This is a genomic window from Atopobium sp. BS2, from assembly GCF_000565075.1.
Lineage (GTDB): Bacteria > Actinomycetota > Coriobacteriia > Coriobacteriales > Atopobiaceae > Lancefieldella.
The window spans coordinates 193,665-212,611 of the sequence record NZ_JDFG01000012.1; the positions used below are offsets into that span (position 1 = coordinate 193,665).

The 18,947-nt window shown below is 45.3% G+C and carries 15 protein-coding genes; 5 read left to right on the forward strand and 10 right to left on the reverse strand.

The genetic code is table 11. The features are described 5' to 3' along the window. Positions 1 to 70 precede the first annotated feature (70 nt). A complete protein-coding gene (locus tag HMPREF1492_RS01735; RefSeq protein ID WP_035431909.1) occupies positions 71 to 277 on the reverse strand; it encodes a FeoB-associated Cys-rich membrane protein in 207 nt (68 codons plus the stop codon). A 304-nt stretch (positions 278 to 581) separates the two neighbouring features. On the opposite strand from HMPREF1492_RS01735, the gene gpmA reads away from it, so the two are divergent. Both gpmA and HMPREF1492_RS01745 read left to right on the forward strand, forming a co-directional pair. Then, entirely contained in the window at positions 582 to 1,343 is a 762-nt protein-coding gene (gene gpmA, locus HMPREF1492_RS01740) for a 2,3-diphosphoglycerate-dependent phosphoglycerate mutase (protein WP_035433192.1), read from the forward strand. Between the two features lie 589 nt (positions 1,344 to 1,932). After that, positions 1,933 to 3,357, forward strand: a complete 1,425-nt coding sequence (locus HMPREF1492_RS01745) for an MFS transporter (protein WP_051479338.1) — start codon at positions 1,933 to 1,935, stop codon at positions 3,355 to 3,357. A gap of 97 nt (positions 3,358 to 3,454) precedes the next feature. On the opposite strand, the gene crcB is transcribed toward HMPREF1492_RS01745, so the two are convergent. Genes crcB through aspS form a run of 4 tightly spaced genes read right to left on the reverse strand, consistent with a single transcriptional unit; the run spans position 3,455 to position 9,332 of the window. Beyond that, positions 3,455 to 3,826: a fluoride efflux transporter CrcB gene (gene crcB, locus HMPREF1492_RS01750; RefSeq protein WP_035435254.1), complete on the reverse strand. Its 372-nt coding sequence runs from the start codon at positions 3,824 to 3,826 to the stop codon at positions 3,455 to 3,457. Positions 3,827 to 3,835: 9 nt separating this feature from the next. Then, a complete protein-coding gene (locus tag HMPREF1492_RS01755; protein WP_035435257.1) occupies positions 3,836 to 5,656 on the reverse strand; it encodes an ABC transporter ATP-binding protein in 1,821 nt (606 codons plus the stop codon). Then, entirely contained in the window at positions 5,649 to 7,451 is a 1,803-nt protein-coding gene (locus HMPREF1492_RS01760; RefSeq protein WP_051479339.1) for an ABC transporter ATP-binding protein, read from the reverse strand. The genes HMPREF1492_RS01755 and HMPREF1492_RS01760 overlap by 8 nt, the downstream gene beginning before the upstream one ends. A gap of 54 nt (positions 7,452 to 7,505) precedes the next feature. Then, positions 7,506 to 9,332, reverse strand: coding sequence for an aspartate--tRNA ligase (aspS, locus tag HMPREF1492_RS01765; RefSeq protein ID WP_035435260.1), 1,827 nt, complete (start codon positions 9,330 to 9,332; stop codon positions 7,506 to 7,508). Between the two features lie 246 nt (positions 9,333 to 9,578). Here aspS and HMPREF1492_RS01770 point away from each other — a divergent pair, with 246 nt between their 5' ends. Both HMPREF1492_RS01770 and HMPREF1492_RS01775 read left to right on the forward strand, forming a co-directional pair. Beyond that, positions 9,579 to 10,229 carry an HAD family hydrolase gene (locus HMPREF1492_RS01770; protein ID WP_035435263.1) on the forward strand — a complete coding sequence of 217 codons (651 nt, stop codon included), beginning with the start codon at positions 9,579 to 9,581 and terminating at the stop codon, positions 10,227 to 10,229. A gap of 163 nt (positions 10,230 to 10,392) precedes the next feature. Then, a complete protein-coding gene (locus HMPREF1492_RS01775) occupies positions 10,393 to 10,701 on the forward strand; it encodes a hypothetical protein (protein WP_035435265.1) in 309 nt (102 codons plus the stop codon). Between the two features lie 168 nt (positions 10,702 to 10,869). Here the strand turns inward: HMPREF1492_RS01775 and HMPREF1492_RS01780 are convergent, their stop codons facing one another. The 3 genes from HMPREF1492_RS01780 to HMPREF1492_RS01790 form a co-directional block, all read right to left on the reverse strand. Continuing rightward, positions 10,870 to 12,465 carry a 4Fe-4S dicluster domain-containing protein gene (locus tag HMPREF1492_RS01780; RefSeq protein ID WP_035435267.1) on the reverse strand — a complete coding sequence of 532 codons (1,596 nt, stop codon included), beginning with the start codon at positions 12,463 to 12,465 and terminating at the stop codon, positions 10,870 to 10,872. A gap of 84 nt (positions 12,466 to 12,549) precedes the next feature. After that, positions 12,550 to 13,290, reverse strand: a complete 741-nt coding sequence (locus HMPREF1492_RS01785) for an RluA family pseudouridine synthase (RefSeq protein WP_035435269.1) — start codon at positions 13,288 to 13,290, stop codon at positions 12,550 to 12,552. Position 13,291: 1 nt separating this feature from the next. Continuing rightward, positions 13,292 to 14,233, reverse strand: coding sequence for a LysR family transcriptional regulator (locus tag HMPREF1492_RS01790; RefSeq protein WP_035435271.1), 942 nt, complete (start codon positions 14,231 to 14,233; stop codon positions 13,292 to 13,294). 44 nt (positions 14,234 to 14,277) lie between these two features. Here HMPREF1492_RS01790 and HMPREF1492_RS01795 point away from each other — a divergent pair, with 44 nt between their 5' ends. Next, positions 14,278 to 15,783: a Na+/H+ antiporter NhaC family protein gene (locus HMPREF1492_RS01795; protein WP_286127984.1), complete on the forward strand. Its 1,506-nt coding sequence runs from the start codon at positions 14,278 to 14,280 to the stop codon at positions 15,781 to 15,783. Between the two features lie 64 nt (positions 15,784 to 15,847). On the opposite strand, the gene HMPREF1492_RS01800 is transcribed toward HMPREF1492_RS01795, so the two are convergent. Then, positions 15,848 to 16,501, reverse strand: coding sequence for an ABC transporter ATP-binding protein (locus HMPREF1492_RS01800; RefSeq protein WP_035435276.1), 654 nt, complete (start codon positions 16,499 to 16,501; stop codon positions 15,848 to 15,850). 2 nt (positions 16,502 to 16,503) lie between these two features. Continuing rightward, on the reverse strand, positions 16,504 to 18,669 hold the full coding sequence (locus HMPREF1492_RS01805) for a bacteriocin-associated integral membrane family protein (RefSeq protein ID WP_035435279.1): 2,166 nt from the start codon (positions 18,667 to 18,669) through the stop codon (positions 16,504 to 16,506). Positions 18,670 to 18,947: the final 278 nt, after the last annotated feature.

The following is an 18,947-nucleotide window of genomic DNA, read 5'->3' on the forward strand; positions in this document are numbered from 1 at the left end:
CGGCTATGTTTCCACTTCCCTGAAACCGGGCGAATGGTAAAAAATTGTTAATGAAATTGTGACAATTGACCTATTGAGCGTCAAAAGCCTTATCAACGTCAGAAATCATTTTCTGAGCAACACCGCAGTGACCATCTCCACCATGATGAGTGCCGCAGCTACTGGAAGAAGAGCATCCAGAACAAGAACCCTCTTTTGCGCTCTTAAGTTGAGAGCGGACACAAAGAGCAACAAGAGCAATGACAATAAGGACAACCAAAATATCAATAGGACTCATACAGATACTCCTCAATTTGTTAACTACGGCATACTATACCCTCATTACATGCTTGCATACGCTAAATCATAAATTATTTGCAAAATCTAAATTCTTACCAAAACAATTGAGAACTGCGCTCTCAGTCAAAGTTGGCACACGCGATATAAAAAATCTTTTTGTCATTGATTCGCGTGTATTTTTCGGTGTGCGGTAGAATATTATTCGCAAGCGTTTTGTCTTGCACCTGTATGTAAAGTATTGCCAAAAACTTGGTGTTTACCACGTATGGTGCACAAAGTTTGACGCGTAGAAAGGAAGCCTAATGGCTGAAGATCAGTACATGCACCTTGTTATTGTTCGCCACGGTGAGTCTGAGTGGAACAAGCTCAACCTGTTCACTGGTTGGACTGACGTTGACCTTACCGAGACTGGTCACGAGGAGGCAGCAGCTGGCGGCCGTGCTCTCAAAGAGGCTGGCTATGACTTTGATGTTTGCTACACTTCTCTGCTCAAGCGTGCTATTCACACTCTGAATCATGTTCTTGATGAGCTTGACCGTAACTGGCTTCCTGTTCATAAGACTTGGCGTCTGAACGAGCGCCACTATGGTGCACTTCAGGGCCTCAACAAGGCTGATGCAGCTGCTGAGCACGGCGAGGAGCAGGTAAAGATTTGGCGTCGTTCCTTTGATGTCCAGCCACCAGCTCTTGAGCCAGGCGACGAGCGCGATCCTCACGTTCAGGAAATGTTCCGCGATGTTCCAGCAGAGGATCTTCCTTACACCGAGTGCCTGAAGGACACCATTGCACGTGCATGGCCTTACTTCGAGCAGGAGATCAAGCCACAGCTTGAGGCAGGTAAGCGTGTTCTTATTGCTGCACACGGCAACAGCCTTCGCGCTCTTGTTATGCAGTTTGAGCACCTCACTCCAGAAGAAATTCTTGAGGTTAACATCCCAACTGGCATTCCTTGCGCATACACCTTTGACAAGGATTGGAACATTGTTGACAAGCACTATATTGGCGATCCAGCTGTCATCGAGGCAAAGATTAACGCTGTTGCTAACCAGGGCAAAGCTAAATAAACAGCTTGCTAACACGCAATATTGTTAAGCAGAACGGGGTGGTTTAAGCCACCCCGTTCTTCTAACTTCAGTTGACCAAATCGTTGCTTATATTTTTCTATTCAAATCATCAATAGAATCCTGTAAGCCATCAAGTTTCTTGAGATACCGAGAAAGCCAAATAAGAGCCTTTCGTCCAAAGAAAAACATGACGGATAAGATTAGAAAAAGAACAATAAGAATTATTATTTCTGGTGCTCCCATAAACTCATACTCCTAAATAATCAAAAGCCCACTATTGAGGTAATTAATTCATGTCCAGAAATATCACTCCACAGGGCATTTAATATATAAACAAAGAAATTATTAGAACCTAGAAATTTCATTTTTAGATGGTAGATATGTTCGTCTGGCAATAAAAGAACTAGACATCTTCATCACCTCTTTAAGTTATTTATACCACTTATTTACTCCAATAAAAAGAAAAAATAACCTATGAAATGACATTCTCTATAAATAAAAACATATTAAAAACTCAAAGAATACGACAACAGTATTAAAACCTACTTTGAATAGTGTTACGATGTCCGCCGAGAAAAGAAGGGATTGTATGTTTAAAAGAGAGCTCAACGCAAAACTTGTTCTTTCTGTAATTGCAACAGGAATTATGTCTTTCTCGGGAGTTGTCGTAGAAACTGCCATGAACGTGACGTTTCCAACGTTGATGGAGGAATTCTCTATTGGCACCTCAACGGTACAATGGATGACTACTTCGTACCTTTTGATTCTTGCTATTATCATGCCTATGTCGTCGTTTTTAAACAGACGATTCAAAACTAAAAGTATCTTTACCGTAGCCATGATCTTCTACATCAGCGGCATTCTTTGTGGATTTGCTGCTCCAACGTTTATGTTATTGCTGCTTGGCCGTATTTTAGAAGGAATTGGCACTGGTCTCGCACTACCACTGATGTTCAACATCATCACCGAACAGGCTCCACTTAAAAATATGGGTGTCATGATGGGCATCGGCATGCTAGTTACCGCCGTTGCACCTGCAGTAGGACCTTCAGCTGGTGGCTGGATTGCAGAGCATCTTGGCTGGCGAATGATCTTTGCCGGACTTCTCCCCTTCTTGATTGTGGCGTTTATTCTGGGAATTAGTTCAATCCAACAGAGCCATGAGACTGAAGTGATTTCTTTTGATGTCTTTGGCTGGCTGCTGCTTACCGTAAGTTTTATTGCGCTTATCTTTGTTATTGACGAGTCCAGCGCGTTTGGCCTGCTTAGCATTCCTGTTTTGCTCGCAATTATGATTTTTGTGGGCTCACTTATGTTCTTTGTGCGTCACGAAAACTCCTTTAAACACCAGGAGCAATCTAATAAATCTACAAAAATCCCTATCATTAACCTTGAAGTATTTAGCGAGAAGGGCTTTGTACTCTCGCTCTTTGCTATTGTTGCTCTGCAATTTATTATTCTTGGTCAGTCATATCTTCTGCCTAACTTCTCCCAGCTAGTACTGGGTGCAGGCGCTTCCGCAGCAGGAGCTCAGATGCTTCCAGGATGTGCTATTGGTGCAGTTATGGCACCAATTTCTGGTCAGATTTTAGACAAGCTAGGAGCGAAAAAACCTATTGTTACAGGCATTCTTTGCTGCCTTACCAGCATGCTCCTTTTGCTGCTTTTTGTTCACGTGCTTACCGTAGAAATGATCACGTATATTTTTGCTATCTTTGCCATTGGCCAGGCGCTTCAGATGGGAAACAATTTTACGGTAGCCTTGGGACACTTATCGGAAGACCGCAAGGCAGATGGAAATGCTGTTATTAACACAATGCAGCAGCTCTTTGGCGCTATGGGCACCAGCGTTATTTCTGGCGTTGTAGCGGCTTCTCAGCTTGGAGCTACAGACTTAGCTACAAGCACCCTTGCAGGAGCTCAGAATGCACTCTTTGTACTTGTGTGCGTAGCTTGTATTCCTCTTGTTACCATGGGAATTGTGCTCTTTGTACTACCTAAGATGACAAAATAAAAAAACGCGGCAACTACAATCGAAGGAAGCAAATTAAAAAGCTAGGTATCCAAAAGAAGGATATCTAGCTTTTAATTTAGACGATCGAATAATCAAGCTACGACACAACAGCTGATAATTTCAATCCAATAAACACAGCAGCCAGGCACGTTATAACATTAACTGCAATGTTCACACCTGCAGCAGTCCAATTACCTGCTTGAATAAAGGTCAACGTTTCATTTGAAAAGGTCGAGAAGGTCGAAAGTCCTCCGCAAAGGCCCACGGCTAAGAATAGCTTGACCTGTGGCTGAAGTGGACTTGCAAGATCAAGCCCTGTTACAAAGCCAATAATCAAACCTGCAACAACATTTGCAGCAAACGTACCAACTGGCAGGTTAGGAATCCACTGTTTAAAAAGGACTCCCAACTGCCAGCGACCTAAACTACCCAGAGCTCCACCAAGAGCCACAGCTAACGCTTCAAACATAAAGCACCCCTACTCCAGCTCGCGCGATCCCGTATACAGCTGGTAATACTCTCCATGCTTTGCAATAAGCTCATCGTGAGTACCACGCTCAATAATACGACCGTGCTCCAGAACCATAATGGCGTCCGAATTACGAACCGTAGACAGCCTATGAGCAATTACAAAAACAGTACGGCCTGCCATTAGGGCATCCATGCCCTTCTCGATAAGTGCCTCAGTACGCGTATCAATACTGGAAGTTGCCTCGTCCAAGATAAGCACGGGAGGATCAGCAATAGCAGCACGCGCAATTGCCAGAAGCTGCCTCTGACCTTGGGAAAGGTTGGAGCCGTCTGAGGTAAGTACGGTGTTGTAGCCACGTGGCATACGACGGATAAACTTATCTGCGTTTGCGATTTTTGCTGCAGCAATAACCTCGTCATCAGTAGCGTCTAACTTACCAAAGCGAATATTGTCCGCAATGGTACCTGTGAACAGGTGTGTGTCCTGCAAAACAATGCCCAGTGAGGATCTTAGTGCAGATTTCTTGATGTCGTTGATAGGGATGCCGTCGTAGGTGATGGTTCCACTGCGAACGTCGTAGAAGCGGTTAATAAGGTTAGTAATGGTTGTTTTACCAGCACCAGTTGAGCCAACAAATGCAATCTTTTGACCAGGCTTTGCAAACAGCGTGAGGTTTGCAAGGACCGTCTGATCATCGTCGTATCCAAAGGTTACGTCATCAAAGCGAACGTCTCCAGCAAGAGGGGTTTTCTCGCCAGACGGTGTGACCCAAGCCCAGGACTCTTCTCCTGACTCGTAACCACTAACGCGGACCAGGTCAACCTTGCCTTCGTCAACCTCGGGAGTCATCTCCATAACCGCAAAGATGCGCTCAGCTCCAGCAAGAGCGGTAAGCAGGAAGTTAGAGAGCTGCGTGAACTGGTTGAACGGCATGGCTGCCTGGCGAACAAAGACCAGGTAGGACGCAAGACTTGCAACATCCGCGTGTCCATTTACGGCAAGTAGAGCACCAACCACAGTGACCACAGCGTAATTGATATACGTCAATGAAACCGTGATAGGGACCATAGTTGCTGCGTAGCCCTGAGCACTTGTTCCAGAGTGTCTAAGCTCGTCATTGACCTTTTGAAAATCAGCAAAGTTTGCATCCTCGTGGTTAAAAACTTTAACCACTTTAAGGCCAGAGATTGTTTCTTCTGCAAAACCGTTAAGAACACCAAGGCTCTTTTGCTGCACCGAGTAATGCTTGGCAGAGCGCTTACTTGCATAGCGTGCATAAATCACAATCAAAACGTCAAAGAGAATAGTGATAAGCGTTAACTGCCAGTTAAGAACAATGAGCAGTACAAGCGTACCAACCATCTGAATAAACGCCAGAACAAGGTTGGCAAAGCTGTTATTGAGCGCTTCCGAAATAGTATCCACGTCATTTGTAAAGAAACTCATGATATCGCCGCGGGTACGCTGGTCAAAGAATCTTAGGGGCAGCGATTCAATGTGCTCAAAAAGGTCTCGTCTGATGTCAAAAACAATCCTCTGAGCAGCACGAACCATAATTTGCGTGTAACCAATACTGGTAAGAGCGCCAATTGCATACACAACCGCTGTAAATACAACAAGGTGAGTAAATGCGCTCACATCTCCCCTGCCCACTGCTGCAACAACAGGCTTAATCATGTAAGTACCAAGGAGCGCTGCTAAACCACTGATAGAAACAAGAAGTGCCACCAACATAAGGCGCTTCTTAGCATGACCTAAGTACGAGACAAACACTCTAATGGTATGTCCGATGTTTTGAGGACGTGCTCCTCCTGCGCGATTAGCCATGTGACACCTCCTTACCAGCAGCGTCAATGTCCGATTGACTACCGCCAATCTGCGACTCATACAGTTCTCTATAGATAGGACTCTTGGCGAGAAGTTCTGTGTGAGTGCCAGTCATATGGACCCTGCCGTTATCAAGAACGACAATCTGATCTGAGTCCATAACCGAGTTCACACGCTGGGCAATGATGATCTTTGTCATGTCAGCAAGCTCAGCAAGGCCTGCGCGGATCTTTGCGTCGGTTGCAGTATCAACTGCACTAGTAGAGTCATCAAAAATGATAATTTTTGGCTTCTTCAAAAGCGCACGCGCAATACAAAGGCGCTGCTTCTGGCCACCAGAAACATTGACGCCACCCTGACCAAGGTCTCCGTCCAAGCCGCCAATCCTATCTAGGAACTCATCAACACATGCAATAGAGCAGGCGTGAAGCAGCTCCTCGTCAGTAGCGTTGGGATCTCCCCAGAGCAGGTTGTCGCGGACGGTACCGCTGAACAGCACATTTTTCTGAAGGACAACAGATACTGCATCACGAAGTGAAACAAGATTGTAGAAGCGGACGTCATTCTCGCCAACAAATACGGTGCCTTCAGTAGCATCGTACAAGCGCGCAATCAGCTGGATAAGAGTGGTTTTTCCGGAACCGGTGCCGCCGAGAATACCAACGGTAGAGCCTGGCGCAAACGAGAGATTAATGTCTTCAAGGACATCCTCTTCAGCACTCTGGCTGTACTTGAAAGATACGTTTTCAAAGCGTACTGCACCATTCTTAACGTCAGTCAGGCCGTGCTCTGGAGACTCAATAGCAGGCTCCTCGGAAAGAATCTCTCCGATTCGTCGCACACTGGTAATAGCGCGAGCAGTAAGCAAGAACACGCCAGAAATCATCATAAGTGAGTTCATGATAAGCAGCACGTAGCTCATGAAGCCCGTAAGCTCACCAACACCCAATCTACCAGCCATAATCATCTGGCCGCCAAACCAAAGAATGGCCACGTTAGTAACATACATTGAAGCCTGGAAAATAGGCAGGTTTAAGACGGACGTGCCAAAGGTCTTTGTAGCAGTCTGTGCATACTGGGTATTAACTTTTTCAAAGCGCTCGGAGACATATCCTTCTCGGACATATGCCTTGATTGCGCGCACCGCGGCAAAGTCTTCCTGCAGTGCCTCGTTAAGCTTATCCATTGCGCTTTGCATAACGCGGTACAAAGGACCAACGCGCTTCACAATAAAGAAGAGTGCAATAGCCAAGAAAGGCAACACGGCAAAATACACTACTGCCAGCTCTGGGCTCATAATAAACGCCATAACCAAGCCCATGACCAGCATAATTGGTCCACGCATAAACGGGCGTGTACCCATTGCAAAGGCGTTCTGAATAATGGTTACATCAGAGGTCAAACGCGTAACCAAAGAAGATGAATCGTATTTATCAAGATTTGCAAAAGCAAACTCTTCCATTCGGCGATATTCATCTTGTCTCAGTTGTGCGCCTAGTCCCATGGCCGCTTTTGCCGAGTAGCGAGCATAGCCAATGCCGGCAAACATGGCGAGAAGAGCAAAGACAACCATAACGATACCGTTTACAAAAACAGTCTGAAGGTTGCCTTGCAAAATACCCTGGTCAACAATTTGAGCCATGAGAACAGGAATCACTAATTCGAGTAGGGACTCTGCAAACACGCAGAGTCCCGACAAAACAAAGTCCTTTTTATACGCGCCAAAGTGGTCCAAGATAACCTTTAACTCAGCACGAGCAGATGGAGCTTTTTCTTTTACAGAAGCGTCATTCATTACTAAAACACCACGTACCTTACTGTCTTGCTTTGCTTGATTTGCTTGGTTTGCTTATGCCTCTTTTGGAAGCGTCTGAAGCGAAACCTCCTTGAGCTGCTCATTAGAAACAGGTGAAGGAGCGCTAGACATAAGATCAGAGCCAGAAGTAGTCTTTGGGAACGCCATGACATCACGGATAGAATCAGCACCTGCAAGCAACATGCATACGCGGTCAAGACCAAGTGCAAAGCCGCCCATTGGAGGTGCACCAAACGTCAAAGCCTCCATCAAGAAGCCAAATTGAGCCTTTGCACGCTCTTCAGTAAAGCCGAGTTTCTCCAGAATCTTAAGCTGCAGCTCAGCGTTGTGAATACGCATTCCGCCGCCACCAGCCTCAAAGCCATCCATAACAAAGTCGTACGTATACGAGCCCATAGCCAGAGGGTCAGTGTCCAGAAGGTCAAGCTCATCCTCACGCGGAAGCGTAAAGGGCTGATGCTCAGAAGCGTAGGACTGAGTCTCCTCATCCCAGTGGAACAGTGGGAAATTAACAACCCAAAGGAAATCATGACCTTCTCGCGGTACATCCAAGACCTTTGCCATATGCAGGCGCATACCACCAAGAATCTCATCTGTCTCCAGGCGACCGCCCACAGCAAAGAGAATCAAGTCCCCTGCCTCAGCAGACATCTCTGCACGCAGTGCTTCAAGCTCTTCTGGCGAGAAGAACTTGGTAATAGGACCTCCCACGGAGCCGTCCTCTTTGAAGGCAACCCACGCAAGTCCCTTGGCACCAAAGCCGGCGGCTACCTCGGCAAGCTTATCTACCTGAGAGCGTGGCCAGGTGCCTGCACCCTTAACGTTGATTGCCTTGACGTACTGGCCTTCTGTTGTAGCAGCAGAGCTAAAGAGCTTAAAGCTTGACTGCTTGAAGACCTCAGAGACATCGTGGAGCTCCATACCAATGCGGGTATCAGGCTTATCGGAGCCGTAGGTATCCATTGCGTCCCAGTACTGAATCTTGCGCAGTGGAGCTGGGAACTCAATACCCATCTTTGCAAATGCATCGCCCAGAATATCCTCAAGCTCGGCCATGACATCTTCCTCGCGGACAAATGCCATCTCCATATCAACCTGTGTAAACTCAGGCTGACGATCTGCACGAAGATCCTCGTCACGGAAGCACTTAGTAATCTGGTAGTAGCGCTCAATACCGCCAATCATCAGTAGCTGCTTCAGCAGCTGTGGAGACTGTGGCAGTGCGTAGAAGTTTCCGCCCTGCATTCTGGATGGAACCAGGAAGTCACGAGCGCCCTCAGGAGTAGATTTAAACAGCGCTGGAGTCTCTACCTCGGTAAAGTCACGCTTATGGAAAGCCTCACGAAGCGCAAATGCAAAATCAGAACGCATACGAAGATTCTGTGCCATCTGAGGACGACGCAGGTCAACGTAGCGATATCTCAGGCGAAGGTCCTCGTTAACATCAATGTGATTCTCAATCTGGAATGGTGGAACTGCACTGGTGTTAAGAACCTCAATCTTGGAAGCAAGTACCTCTACCTCACCGGTAGCAAGAGCCTCATTAGTCTGACCCTCAGAACGATGCTGAACCGTACCAGAAATCAAAACAGGCCACTCAGGACGAATAGTCTCTGCAGTTGCAAATGTTTCTGCATCAACATCTGGGTCAAATAAAATCTGTGTCAAACCCTCGCGATCACGAAGGTCAACAAAGATTAGGCCTCCAAAGTCACGACGACGCCAAACCCAACCAGTGAGCGTAACAGTCTGGCCGATATGCTCTGCGCGAAGCTCTCCGCAGGTATGCGTATGCATACTGTGCAAATCAACAGCTGCATGAGCGGAATAATTCTGGGGGGTTTCTGAGGAACAATCCATTTTTATCCTTTCGTCTTTGCTTCCCTGTGCCAAATCGGAAAGCACCTTCAAGACGGCAAAAACGTGTAGACGGCACGTTCTTGCTCATAGATAGACTATTGTACTCTCCAACGTTTAGTCGAATCCTCTCAATCTAAACTTAGTGGAGATTCACGAGGAATAAATAACTTACCGTCACACTTTTACGCTAGACTGAAATTGATACACATGAGCCCTCTTACAGGGCGAGAAGAACTTGGAGCTTTCATGGCCTATAAAGCCGCTGTTTTTGATCTAGACGGAACACTTCTGAACACCATTGTTGATCTTGCCTGGGCAACCAATTACGCCCTTGAGCAGTTCAACATGCCCACCTATACCGTTGATAAAGTACGTCAGATGGTTGGAAATGGCGTTGCTAAACTTATCCGTGACGCTGTGCCAGAGGGTACCGATGATGCAACATACCAGTGCGTTCTCGCATGCTTTAAGGAGCACTACGCTGATCACAGCTTGGATAACACTGCGCCCTACCCTGGCATCCTCGATGCGGTAGATACGCTCAGATCAGCAGGTGTTAAATGCGCTGTTGTTTCCAACAAGCCAGACTTTGCTATTGCAGATTTAATGAGCAATTTCTTCCCAGGTAGATTTGACTTTGCCCTGGGTCAGCGAGATGACCTTAAAAGAAAGCCTGATGCCGAGCCTGTTCATTACGCCCTTGCTCAAATTGGTGTTGACCCTCAAGACGCTGTCTATATTGGAGACTCTGAGGTTGATGTTGCAACAGCACGCAACAGTGGCATGCCTTGCATTAGTGTTACCTGGGGATTTAGAGATAAAGAAACGCTTCTAGCTGCAGGTGCCACCACACTCTGCGATACTGCAGATGAGATGGTGCAAGAAATTCTCAAATAGTAGCACTAAAAATTGCAACCATCCGCTCATTGCCGTTGAGCGAGAAAAAACGTCCGCTTGCCTATGCCTCTCAATTCATCTGAATAAGCGTATTCTGAGGGCGGTATAGTCTATAAAAGTGCGTCCATAATTTGCGCGCAAGCGACGTGGAAAGGATTGCATCATGGGCAAGAAAAGTTCTGAGGTTCTCCAGATTTCTTACGAAGACCTGGTAGAGTACCTGCACAGTAACCACTCTGTGTACATGCAAGTCGGACACCAGGTTTATTACCTCACTGATGTCAATTTTGAGGCATGGAGAGCTCAAGACACCAGTATCAGAAACTCAAAAAACCACTTTGTAGATTGTTCTGAACTAGTTCCAACGGTAGACGAATTTCTCGCGCTTCCATTTATTAATGGAAAAACCATTAAAGACGTTTTTGCACATGCAACGTTCTATGCATCCATGAAAAACGAAAAATCTGAGTAATTCAAATTAATCAACTTTTTGTTGACTATCTCTCAGCTAAAACTTAAAGGATCTGTTAATCGCAGATCCTTTTTTATTACCTGGTAGATTGCCTTATTGGGCTACATTTCTCATAAAAAACGCCGATGCAGCGCACCGGCGTTTTACGTTTGATTTGAGAGAACGTTCCTACTCAACAGGTTTTTGAACCTCAAGAACCTCGGCGATCTCAACCTCAGCAGAGACCGTACCAGCAAGTTCTGGAATAAGATCGTTGTACTTATTAGCAGAAGCCAGCTCGGAGGAAGCGGTCTTTGCGTAACGCTTAACTGCTGCGGCAGCACGGTTGACTGCGCTCAGCGTACCGGCGCCACCAACGCATCCTCCTGGGCAAGCCATGCCCTCAAGAAGATAACCTGGATATTTACCCTTAACAGCATCCTTGAGCATGGCTCGGCACTCAGCAAGGCCATCAACAGCCATGATAGGTACTTCTTTATCAGGGTACTTCTGGTGGATGACGTTTACTACGGCACCTGCTACGCCGCCAGCAACTGCAAAGGCGCGACCGTCATGGGAGGCGTTTTCAAAGTCGGAGTTGTCATCATCAAGCTTGGTGTAGTCAATGCCCTTAGACTCCATCATTCCTGCAAGCTCCTCAAAGGTCAGAACAAAATCGACCTCGGACTTAACGGAGCGACGCAGTGCCTCAAGTTTCTTAGCGGTGCATGGTCCAATAAAGACAATCTTGGACTCTGGATTTTGTTTTCTTACCAGACGAGCAGTCAAAACCATTGGGGTGAGTGCCATAGAGATAGCATCAGCATGCTCTGGATGCTCTTTTTTAGCCATTGCAGACCAGGAAGGGCAGCAGCTTGTTCCCATAAAGGGAAGCTTCTCTGGGACTTCTTTGACAAAGTCTTCTGCTTCCTGAACAGTACAGAGGTCAGCACCGGTTGCTACCTCTTCTACCTCGGCGAATCCCATCTCCTTGAATGCCTCACGAAGACGACCAACGCTACCCTTGCCAAACTGACCAACAAACGAAGGAGCCACAATCGGAACAACGGTGTAACCCTCATTGATAGCCTGAATTACCTGGAAAATCTGGCTCTTATCGGCAATTGCGCCAAAGGGGCAGTTGACCAGACACTGGCCACAAGATACGCACTTCTCGTAATCAATATCTGCACGACCATGCTCATCAGAACCAATAGCATCCATACCGCAAGCGGCTGCACAAGGACGTACGTGGTGATGAATTGCCTGGTAAGGGCAGACCTTGAAGCACATGCCACACTGAATGCACTTCTCCTGGTCAATGTATGCCTTTTTGTCTACGAAGCTAATTGCCTCTTTAGGACAAATCTCTCGACAAGGGTGCGCAAGACAACCTTGGCACGCGTTGGTAACGCGATACACGTTGTCCTCGCAGGCGTTACACGCAAACTTAACGATGTTAATCAGCGGTGGCTGGTAATAAACCTCAGGTCGAGAGGCCTCTTCTAGGCCGTCAGAAATTTTTTCTGGCTGATCCACGCCCTGCATAGGCATGCCCATAGTCATGCGAATGCGCTCGCCAACAATAGCGCGCTCCAAGAAGACGCTCTCACGATACGTAGCAATATCACCAGGAATAATCTTGTAAGGCAGCTCTTCCATCTGGCGAGCAATTTCATCAACGCTCTTATCTGCTTTTTCATACGCAAGCGTTGAAACTTCTTTAAATACCTTCCTGCGGATTTCAGTCAGGTTGGTATAGACACCTCGCATTGTGCCAGGCATTTCTCCCCCTCCTCGTTCACTTTATGCACGTCTGGGTAACGTATCCGCACAAAATGAATGTATGTCTCTATCACAAAGTATGTACTATAAGTCCACCTCGGTGACACCAAAATAAGAAAATCGCTCTGGAATATCCGTTTTAATCACAATTTTTGCGCCCGTCACTGGATGAATAAATCCAACGCGATATGCATGGAGCATTAACGGCTGCGGCCTATGCTTCTTTTTTGAGGTGCGCTGCAGAGATGATACGCTTCCATACAGCGCGTCTCCTACCAGAGGAAATCCAAGTGACGAGAGATGCACTCTAATTTGATGCTTTCTTCCTGTCAGCAAATTGACCAGTAGCAAGCTTTGAGTTTGACCTTGTGCTGATGAAGCAACCTTTACTAGACATACCTCCGTTTGAGAAGGTTTGCCTGTTGCTGAGACCCTCATCTTTTGAGCGTCATGCCTATCTTTTCCAATTGCCTTATCTATCAGCAGTTTATTTGGCTCAAACGCTCCCTTAACGGCAGCTAGATACTCTTTGGAAAGCTCCTTAGAGGCAATAAGCTGGTCAAACTGAGGCTGCGTTTCTTTTTTGAGCGAGAAGAGCACTATGCCCGTAGTCTCCTTATCAAGACGATTCAATGCTTGAACCTGGGAAAGATCTACCTCTCTTAAGCCCTCAAGTGCACGGAGTTTCTCGCAAACTACATCGGTTAGCGAAGGCTCATGGGTACCATCTGCGTGAACAATAATTCCCGCTGGCTTATTCACGGCAAGCAGATACTCATCTTGGTACAAAATCTCAAGGTTATTGCCAGTCTGAAGAGCGTCCATGCTACTCACCTCGCTTAACCACGTAGCGCTGCTCAGAAAGCACCTGGGCAAATGACTCGATTGTGCTCCACACATGATCGGTGCGGCGCCAGGCAACGCTGACCGAGTACGACATCTCTTTTCCTAGCTCAATAATGTGGAGACCAGACGTTTCAGAGTCGTAGTAAGAAGAAGCAACCAGCTCTGATGGCAAGAAGCACGCGCCCACCCCTCTCATGGCAAGCGCCAAAAGCGTCTCGGAGTTTCTGGACATAACCTTGATGGTAGGAGAAATGCCCGATGCGGCAAACGCATGGCGAGCAAAACTACCAGCAATATCTCGCTTACCTACCGTTAAGAAAGGGCAAGCTTCCAAGGCCGTGAGCTTTCCCGTCTTTTTGACTTGCGCAACAACCGAGTCAACCTTATCTGCATACAAAGATTCAAGAAGCGCTTGAGAAACTACCAGAACGATCTTCTCGTCAAACAGCTTTTTAACAACCAAGTCATACGACGACGAATTAACCGTTGCAACAATCAAGTCAAGCTGACCTTCGGACAGCCACTCAACAAGCTCGTCATTCTCGCCCTCATCAAGCTCAATGGAGATATTTGGGTGCAATTTTTGGAAAGCAGCAATGGAGCGCGGCATGATGATGTGACCTCGTGTAGCAGTGACGCCAACACGCAGGCGACCTCGCTCGTTGCCCGCAATATCAAGAAACTCTTGATCCATAGCGCGACGCTGAGCCTGAAACCTACGGGCATAGCGCAAGAACTCTTCTCCCGCAAACGTGAGCGACAGCGGGACCGTACGTTCTAGCAGCTTAGAACCAAGTTCTTTTTCTGCTGCCGCAATATTTGCCGAGAGCGTTTGCTGCGTTACGCTCAGACGCTCAGCTGCCTTAGTGAAGCTCTTTTCTTCTGCAACGGCAACAAAATAATCCATGGTTTGAAAGTTCATTTTTGCCCCCACTGTATTACAAAAATTACTTGTAATTATAACCATTGAAAACAGTTGGACTTCAACTTTTTAGTTGCCTACTCTATTTACATAAGAAATTCGTTTGGAGTGGATGCATGGTAGAGCTAATAGTACTGAGTGCCTTTGCGGTGATGCTCATCGTAGGTACAGCCCTATCTTTTCCCCTTACATCTATCTTGACCATTGGTTTCTTCCTCTTTTTTGGTTACGGACTTTCTCGTAAAATCTCCGCAAAAAAGCTTTTATTAGCAGCCTTTGAATCTGTCTGGGAAGTTAAAACAATCATTGCACTGTTTGCTGTGGTTGGCGCTATGAGTGCTGCCTGGCGTGCAGCTGGAACTATTCCAGAAATTGTCAGCATTTCTGCTTCGCTTATTTCTCCATCTATCTTTATTCTGGCAACATTCTTGCTCTGCACCATGATGTCCATGCTTCTGGGTACCGCATTTGGTACTGCTGCAACCATGGGAATCATCTGCATGTCTATTGGTAAGGCAATTGGAGCAAGCGAGTTCTTTATTGGTGGCGCTGTTCTTGCAGGTAGCTACTTTGGAGATCGTTGCTCCCCTATGTCTACCAGTGCAATTCTTGTTTCACAACTTACCGATACTAATCTATCCAAAAACATTAACCGCATGCTTCGTACCAGCGTAGTGCCTTTCATTGCCGCATGCGCTATCTATGTAGCGTGGGACTTCTTTATGGCAAACACGGGAACTATCCCCGATGTCACTGGTCTTCTCAGCCGCTCTTTTAGGCTCTCTTTAATTTCACTCACACCAGCTCTTCTTGTCATTGTCTTCTCGCTTCTTAAAGTTGATGTCATTGTTACCATGGCATCCAGCTTGGTACTTGCTTGCATTCTGTGTGTCACCATCCAGCGCGTTCCTCTTGCCGACCTGCCAGTCATTCTGCTCTTTGGCCTTCGTGCTCCAGGTGCTACCGTTGCAAACATGGTTAATGGTGGCGGCGTTTTTTCCATGATGAACGTTTTGACAATCGTGACCATTTCTTCAAGTTACGCTGGTCTTTTCCAAACAACTGACCTGCTTCGCCGTATGTGCCAGCTGGTAGCTGACCTTTCCGATAACTCCACGCCTTTCTTTGGCGTTCTGATTACCAGCATGTTTACCTCGATGGTTTCTTGTAACCAGACGCTGGCTATTATGCTTACAAACGACCTGTGCGAGAACGCAGAAAACTCTTCCAGCGCCCTTGCCTTGGATATCGAGAATAGCGCTGTAATTCTTGCTCCACTGGTTCCGTGGTCCATCTCAAACATCTCGGTACTCTCTGCAATTGGCGCACCTTCTATGAGCCTTCTGGCTGCAAGCTTCCTCTATTTGCTGCCTCTTTGGACTCTGGGAATTTCTCTGTGGCTCCATCGCCGTCCAGCAAAGATTGACGGTCATCGTGCTCGTTGGCTTGGCCTAACCTCTGACGATGTTCGTAGCTGCTCATGGCCACGCGTACAGGATGATGAGTCCGCAGACTCTACCGCAAACCTTCCTGCCGTAAAGGTTGCTTAAGGCTCTGTTTAACACCTGTAATACGCATTGCTAAAACTGTAAGTGCCTTACTACACCTGCGCTTCTATTGATGCTTTGGTAATTCAATAATTCGGTCACAACGTTGAGCAATACTCATATCATGCGTGACCATAAGAAGCGTCTTATGGTTTGCGCGAACGGAATCTAGCAAACTGTCTATAACAATAGTGGCCATAGCCTTATCAAGTGATCCAGTTGGTTCGTCAGCAAGAATTAAATTACCCGGTTTTATCATTGCTCGAGCAATTGCTACTCTCTGCTTTTCTCCACCAGAAAGCTCATTTACAACCGCATCGAACTTCTCGCCAATCTCGTAGTTTTCCAAGGAAGTTCTAATAAGACGTTCCTGTTCCTGCTTTGAAAGCTTGGTGTATTGAAGCGCTAATAAGAGATTTTTGCTTACTTTCCAGTCATTAATGAGAGCAAAAGATTGGAACAAATAATTGATCTCTGTACGCCTCATAAGCGTTGCTTTTTTACTATTGATTGAAGGATATGCTTTTCCCTCAAGCTTGATTGTGCCTGAATCTAGCGTCTCGAGAAGACCGATGATATTAAGAAGCGTTGATTTTCCACACCCAGAAGGGCCCACGAGAGCCACTGACTCTCCACTTTCTATCTCAAATGAAATGTTATGAAGAACTGTGTTGCTTCCAAATGACTTATTGAGAGCATCTACCTGTAGAAATGTTTTCATAACTACTCCTTAGAGAGATTGTCTAGAACAATTCTCATGGTGCTTCTATTTGCAGAAATACTGATAGTCAAATTGGAAATCAATAACATCAAGCAGCCCATTATTATTCCAAGAGTTGAACCTATGACAATCATGCAAAGTGTTCCAACAAGTGCAATGAGATTCACTACGAGGAAAATATTTATGTATTGCTTGTAAATGCCAAATCCCAGCATACATTCAACAGCAATTTTTCTCTCATGTAATCTCTGAACAATTGAAATCATGCTTATTTGAATAACTGTTATAGCTGCAAACATAAGCACAATTACAACACCGAATAAGAGGAAGAGCTCCTGCAGAGATTTTCTGTAGTCCTTTATAAAGCTCTCGATCGAACTAAACTGTGTTCCAAAACCGTCATCAGAGAGCTCTACAACACCACTGGAATCCAACAAATTTGCAGCGGCCTCAGGTGATAACTTTATGTAGCTATTATCAAGCCCCGTAGCAACTAAGCTCTCTGATTCTTTGGGAACCATGTTATTTGAGGTTACCACTTTGATTACAACATTTGTGCTTATAGAAGGGCTGTCTATATTTGTTGACCAGGTAAAAAATCCCCCACTAGCATCGTATTCAATAAATTCAGATGAAGGATTTTGCATATAGGGTGTAACGATATCTGACTCAAATATTTTGTCGCTTCTAGCCACAAGTTCTCTCAACAAGGATTTTTGTTCTTCTGAGAACGAGCTTGGAACTAAATAAATCCTTGTTCCACTCTCTGCTTTTTTAACTTGATCATTAGTTAGCGACACCCCAATCTCTTTAAGATAAGAAGGGGAAGCAATCAGAACATCAAATGGCTTCAAAATTGCAGGATTTACTCCATAAGCATTTAGCGTTGGCTCACCTATTTGATTTACATGAGCAATATAGACACCTGTATCGTGCTCGTGGTCTTTATACCAATCGAATAATTCCTTACTTTTATCCATTGGCCTGCCGTTGAAGAAATTACCTTGAGAAACGTGATTTCGGACAATGTACCAATCTTTATATACAGACCAATTTTTTTGAGTGGATAGTAGATTTGAGTACATGGTTATAGGAGCATCCATATACGTAGAACCAGCAAAAACTACTACACAACAAAGCGCATAAATTATCGCCGTTAGAACGTACAGACCCTTTTGCGACAGTCTTCCTAAAATTGCATCTACAGGGCGGATTGTTAGAAGTGGAGCAGCAGAAATTAGTACCGAAACCACAACTACAAGTATTGCTGGCATTGCCGAGGTAAACGTAAACAGTAAAAAACTGCCAGTAATATCAAATCCGGAGCAATTAACCATTGTCCACATAAAGGCTAATGGCAGTAAAACAGCTGCTAAAGCACAATAGAAAAAATAATGATGAACGACGTAATCGCTCTTACTCCAGCCAAGCATTACGTGAACACCGAGTTTCTTTAATTCTTGTAACGAGTTGTAATACGTCAGTAAACAAAACGATATGCTCAGGATTATAAAAGTTACTCCAGCAACGTAGTAGAAGAGTCCGATTTCAACCGCTGATCCTGAATAATTAGTAATAAATTTTTCTTTATGTAGGCCAGTAGCTTCTGAAATCTGACTAACCAATTCATCAAATTCTTCAGGAGAAAGGCCTAAAACAGCACAAGAATTTCCCAGATTATAGCCAGGAGTAATTTGATCTAATTTGAAATAGACTGAGCCCAAAACATACGGCAAGTCACTAACCTTATTGTTAGTATCCATTCCGTAGCCAAGATATGACTCTGGAGAATGTCCTAGGAGTTCATTGATTTTTTGCCTATTTATAACTTGGGTACCAAGAATATCAAAGGAATCAAAGCTGTTAGCCTCACTACCTGGAGAAGATAGCACGCCAACGGTCAATATCCTAGGCCCTTCAGTAATTGATTCAGTTTTCTTAGTTATAAGAATCATCTTGTGAGTTTGTGCGTAAGACCTAACAACCGACACAAACGTTTCTTTTGTCTCATCAGACATCTGTGACGTATAAAATTGCGGCTGATTAGAAAGCCAAGAATCGAATTTTCGGGAAATAAAAATTTCTAAAAACCCTTTTCCCACCAAAAACGAAGAAAGTGCAATTAAGACAACTATGATAGAAACAATGAAGCGGTACGCTCTTTTCATTTCTTCACCTACAATTTCTTTGAATTACAAATAAATGAAGGTGCTTATTAGTTATAAAGCTATAAATATACTTCTACAGTGTTAGTATGAACTTTAATCGTTTACGTTTAATCGATCTCACTGATAACTATCGTAAACGGCTTCTATTATTCTACAAACGGTATTTACCACCTAAATAAAACCTCTCATGCCTAGGACTGAACTGCCTCCCATTTCTTGGACACGAGAAATAAGAGGCAGTTCAAAACACACCTAAGTCAGATAATCTGTTAAAAAGA

Excerpts from the sequence above, each read along its gene's own strand:
- HMPREF1492_RS01735 (WP_035431909.1), bottom strand. The coding sequence starts at position 277 with ATGAGTCCTATTGATATTTTGGTTGTCCTTATTGTCATTGCTCTTGTT.
- gpmA (WP_035433192.1), top strand. The coding sequence starts at position 582 with ATGGCTGAAGATCAGTACATGCACCTTGTTATTGTTCGCCACGGTGAG.
- HMPREF1492_RS01745 (WP_051479338.1), top strand. The coding sequence starts at position 1,933 with ATGTTTAAAAGAGAGCTCAACGCAAAACTTGTTCTTTCTGTAATTGCA.
- crcB (WP_035435254.1), bottom strand. The coding sequence starts at position 3,826 with ATGTTTGAAGCGTTAGCTGTGGCTCTTGGTGGAGCTCTGGGTAGTTTA.
- HMPREF1492_RS01755 (WP_035435257.1), bottom strand. The coding sequence starts at position 5,656 with ATGGCTAATCGCGCAGGAGGAGCACGTCCTCAAAACATCGGACATACC.
- HMPREF1492_RS01760 (WP_051479339.1), bottom strand. The coding sequence starts at position 7,451 with ATGAATGACGCTTCTGTAAAAGAAAAAGCTCCATCTGCTCGTGCTGAG.
- aspS (WP_035435260.1), bottom strand. The coding sequence starts at position 9,332 with ATGGATTGTTCCTCAGAAACCCCCCAGAATTATTCCGCTCATGCAGCT.
- HMPREF1492_RS01770 (WP_035435263.1), top strand. The coding sequence starts at position 9,579 with ATGGCCTATAAAGCCGCTGTTTTTGATCTAGACGGAACACTTCTGAAC.
- HMPREF1492_RS01775 (WP_035435265.1), top strand. The coding sequence starts at position 10,393 with ATGGGCAAGAAAAGTTCTGAGGTTCTCCAGATTTCTTACGAAGACCTG.
- HMPREF1492_RS01780 (WP_035435267.1), bottom strand. The coding sequence starts at position 12,465 with ATGCCTGGCACAATGCGAGGTGTCTATACCAACCTGACTGAAATCCGC.
- HMPREF1492_RS01785 (WP_035435269.1), bottom strand. The coding sequence starts at position 13,290 with ATGGACGCTCTTCAGACTGGCAATAACCTTGAGATTTTGTACCAAGAT.
- HMPREF1492_RS01790 (WP_035435271.1), bottom strand. The coding sequence starts at position 14,233 with ATGAACTTTCAAACCATGGATTATTTTGTTGCCGTTGCAGAAGAAAAG.
- HMPREF1492_RS01800 (WP_035435276.1), bottom strand. The coding sequence starts at position 16,501 with ATGAAAACATTTCTACAGGTAGATGCTCTCAATAAGTCATTTGGAAGC.
- HMPREF1492_RS01805 (WP_035435279.1), bottom strand. The coding sequence starts at position 18,669 with ATGAAAAGAGCGTACCGCTTCATTGTTTCTATCATAGTTGTCTTAATT.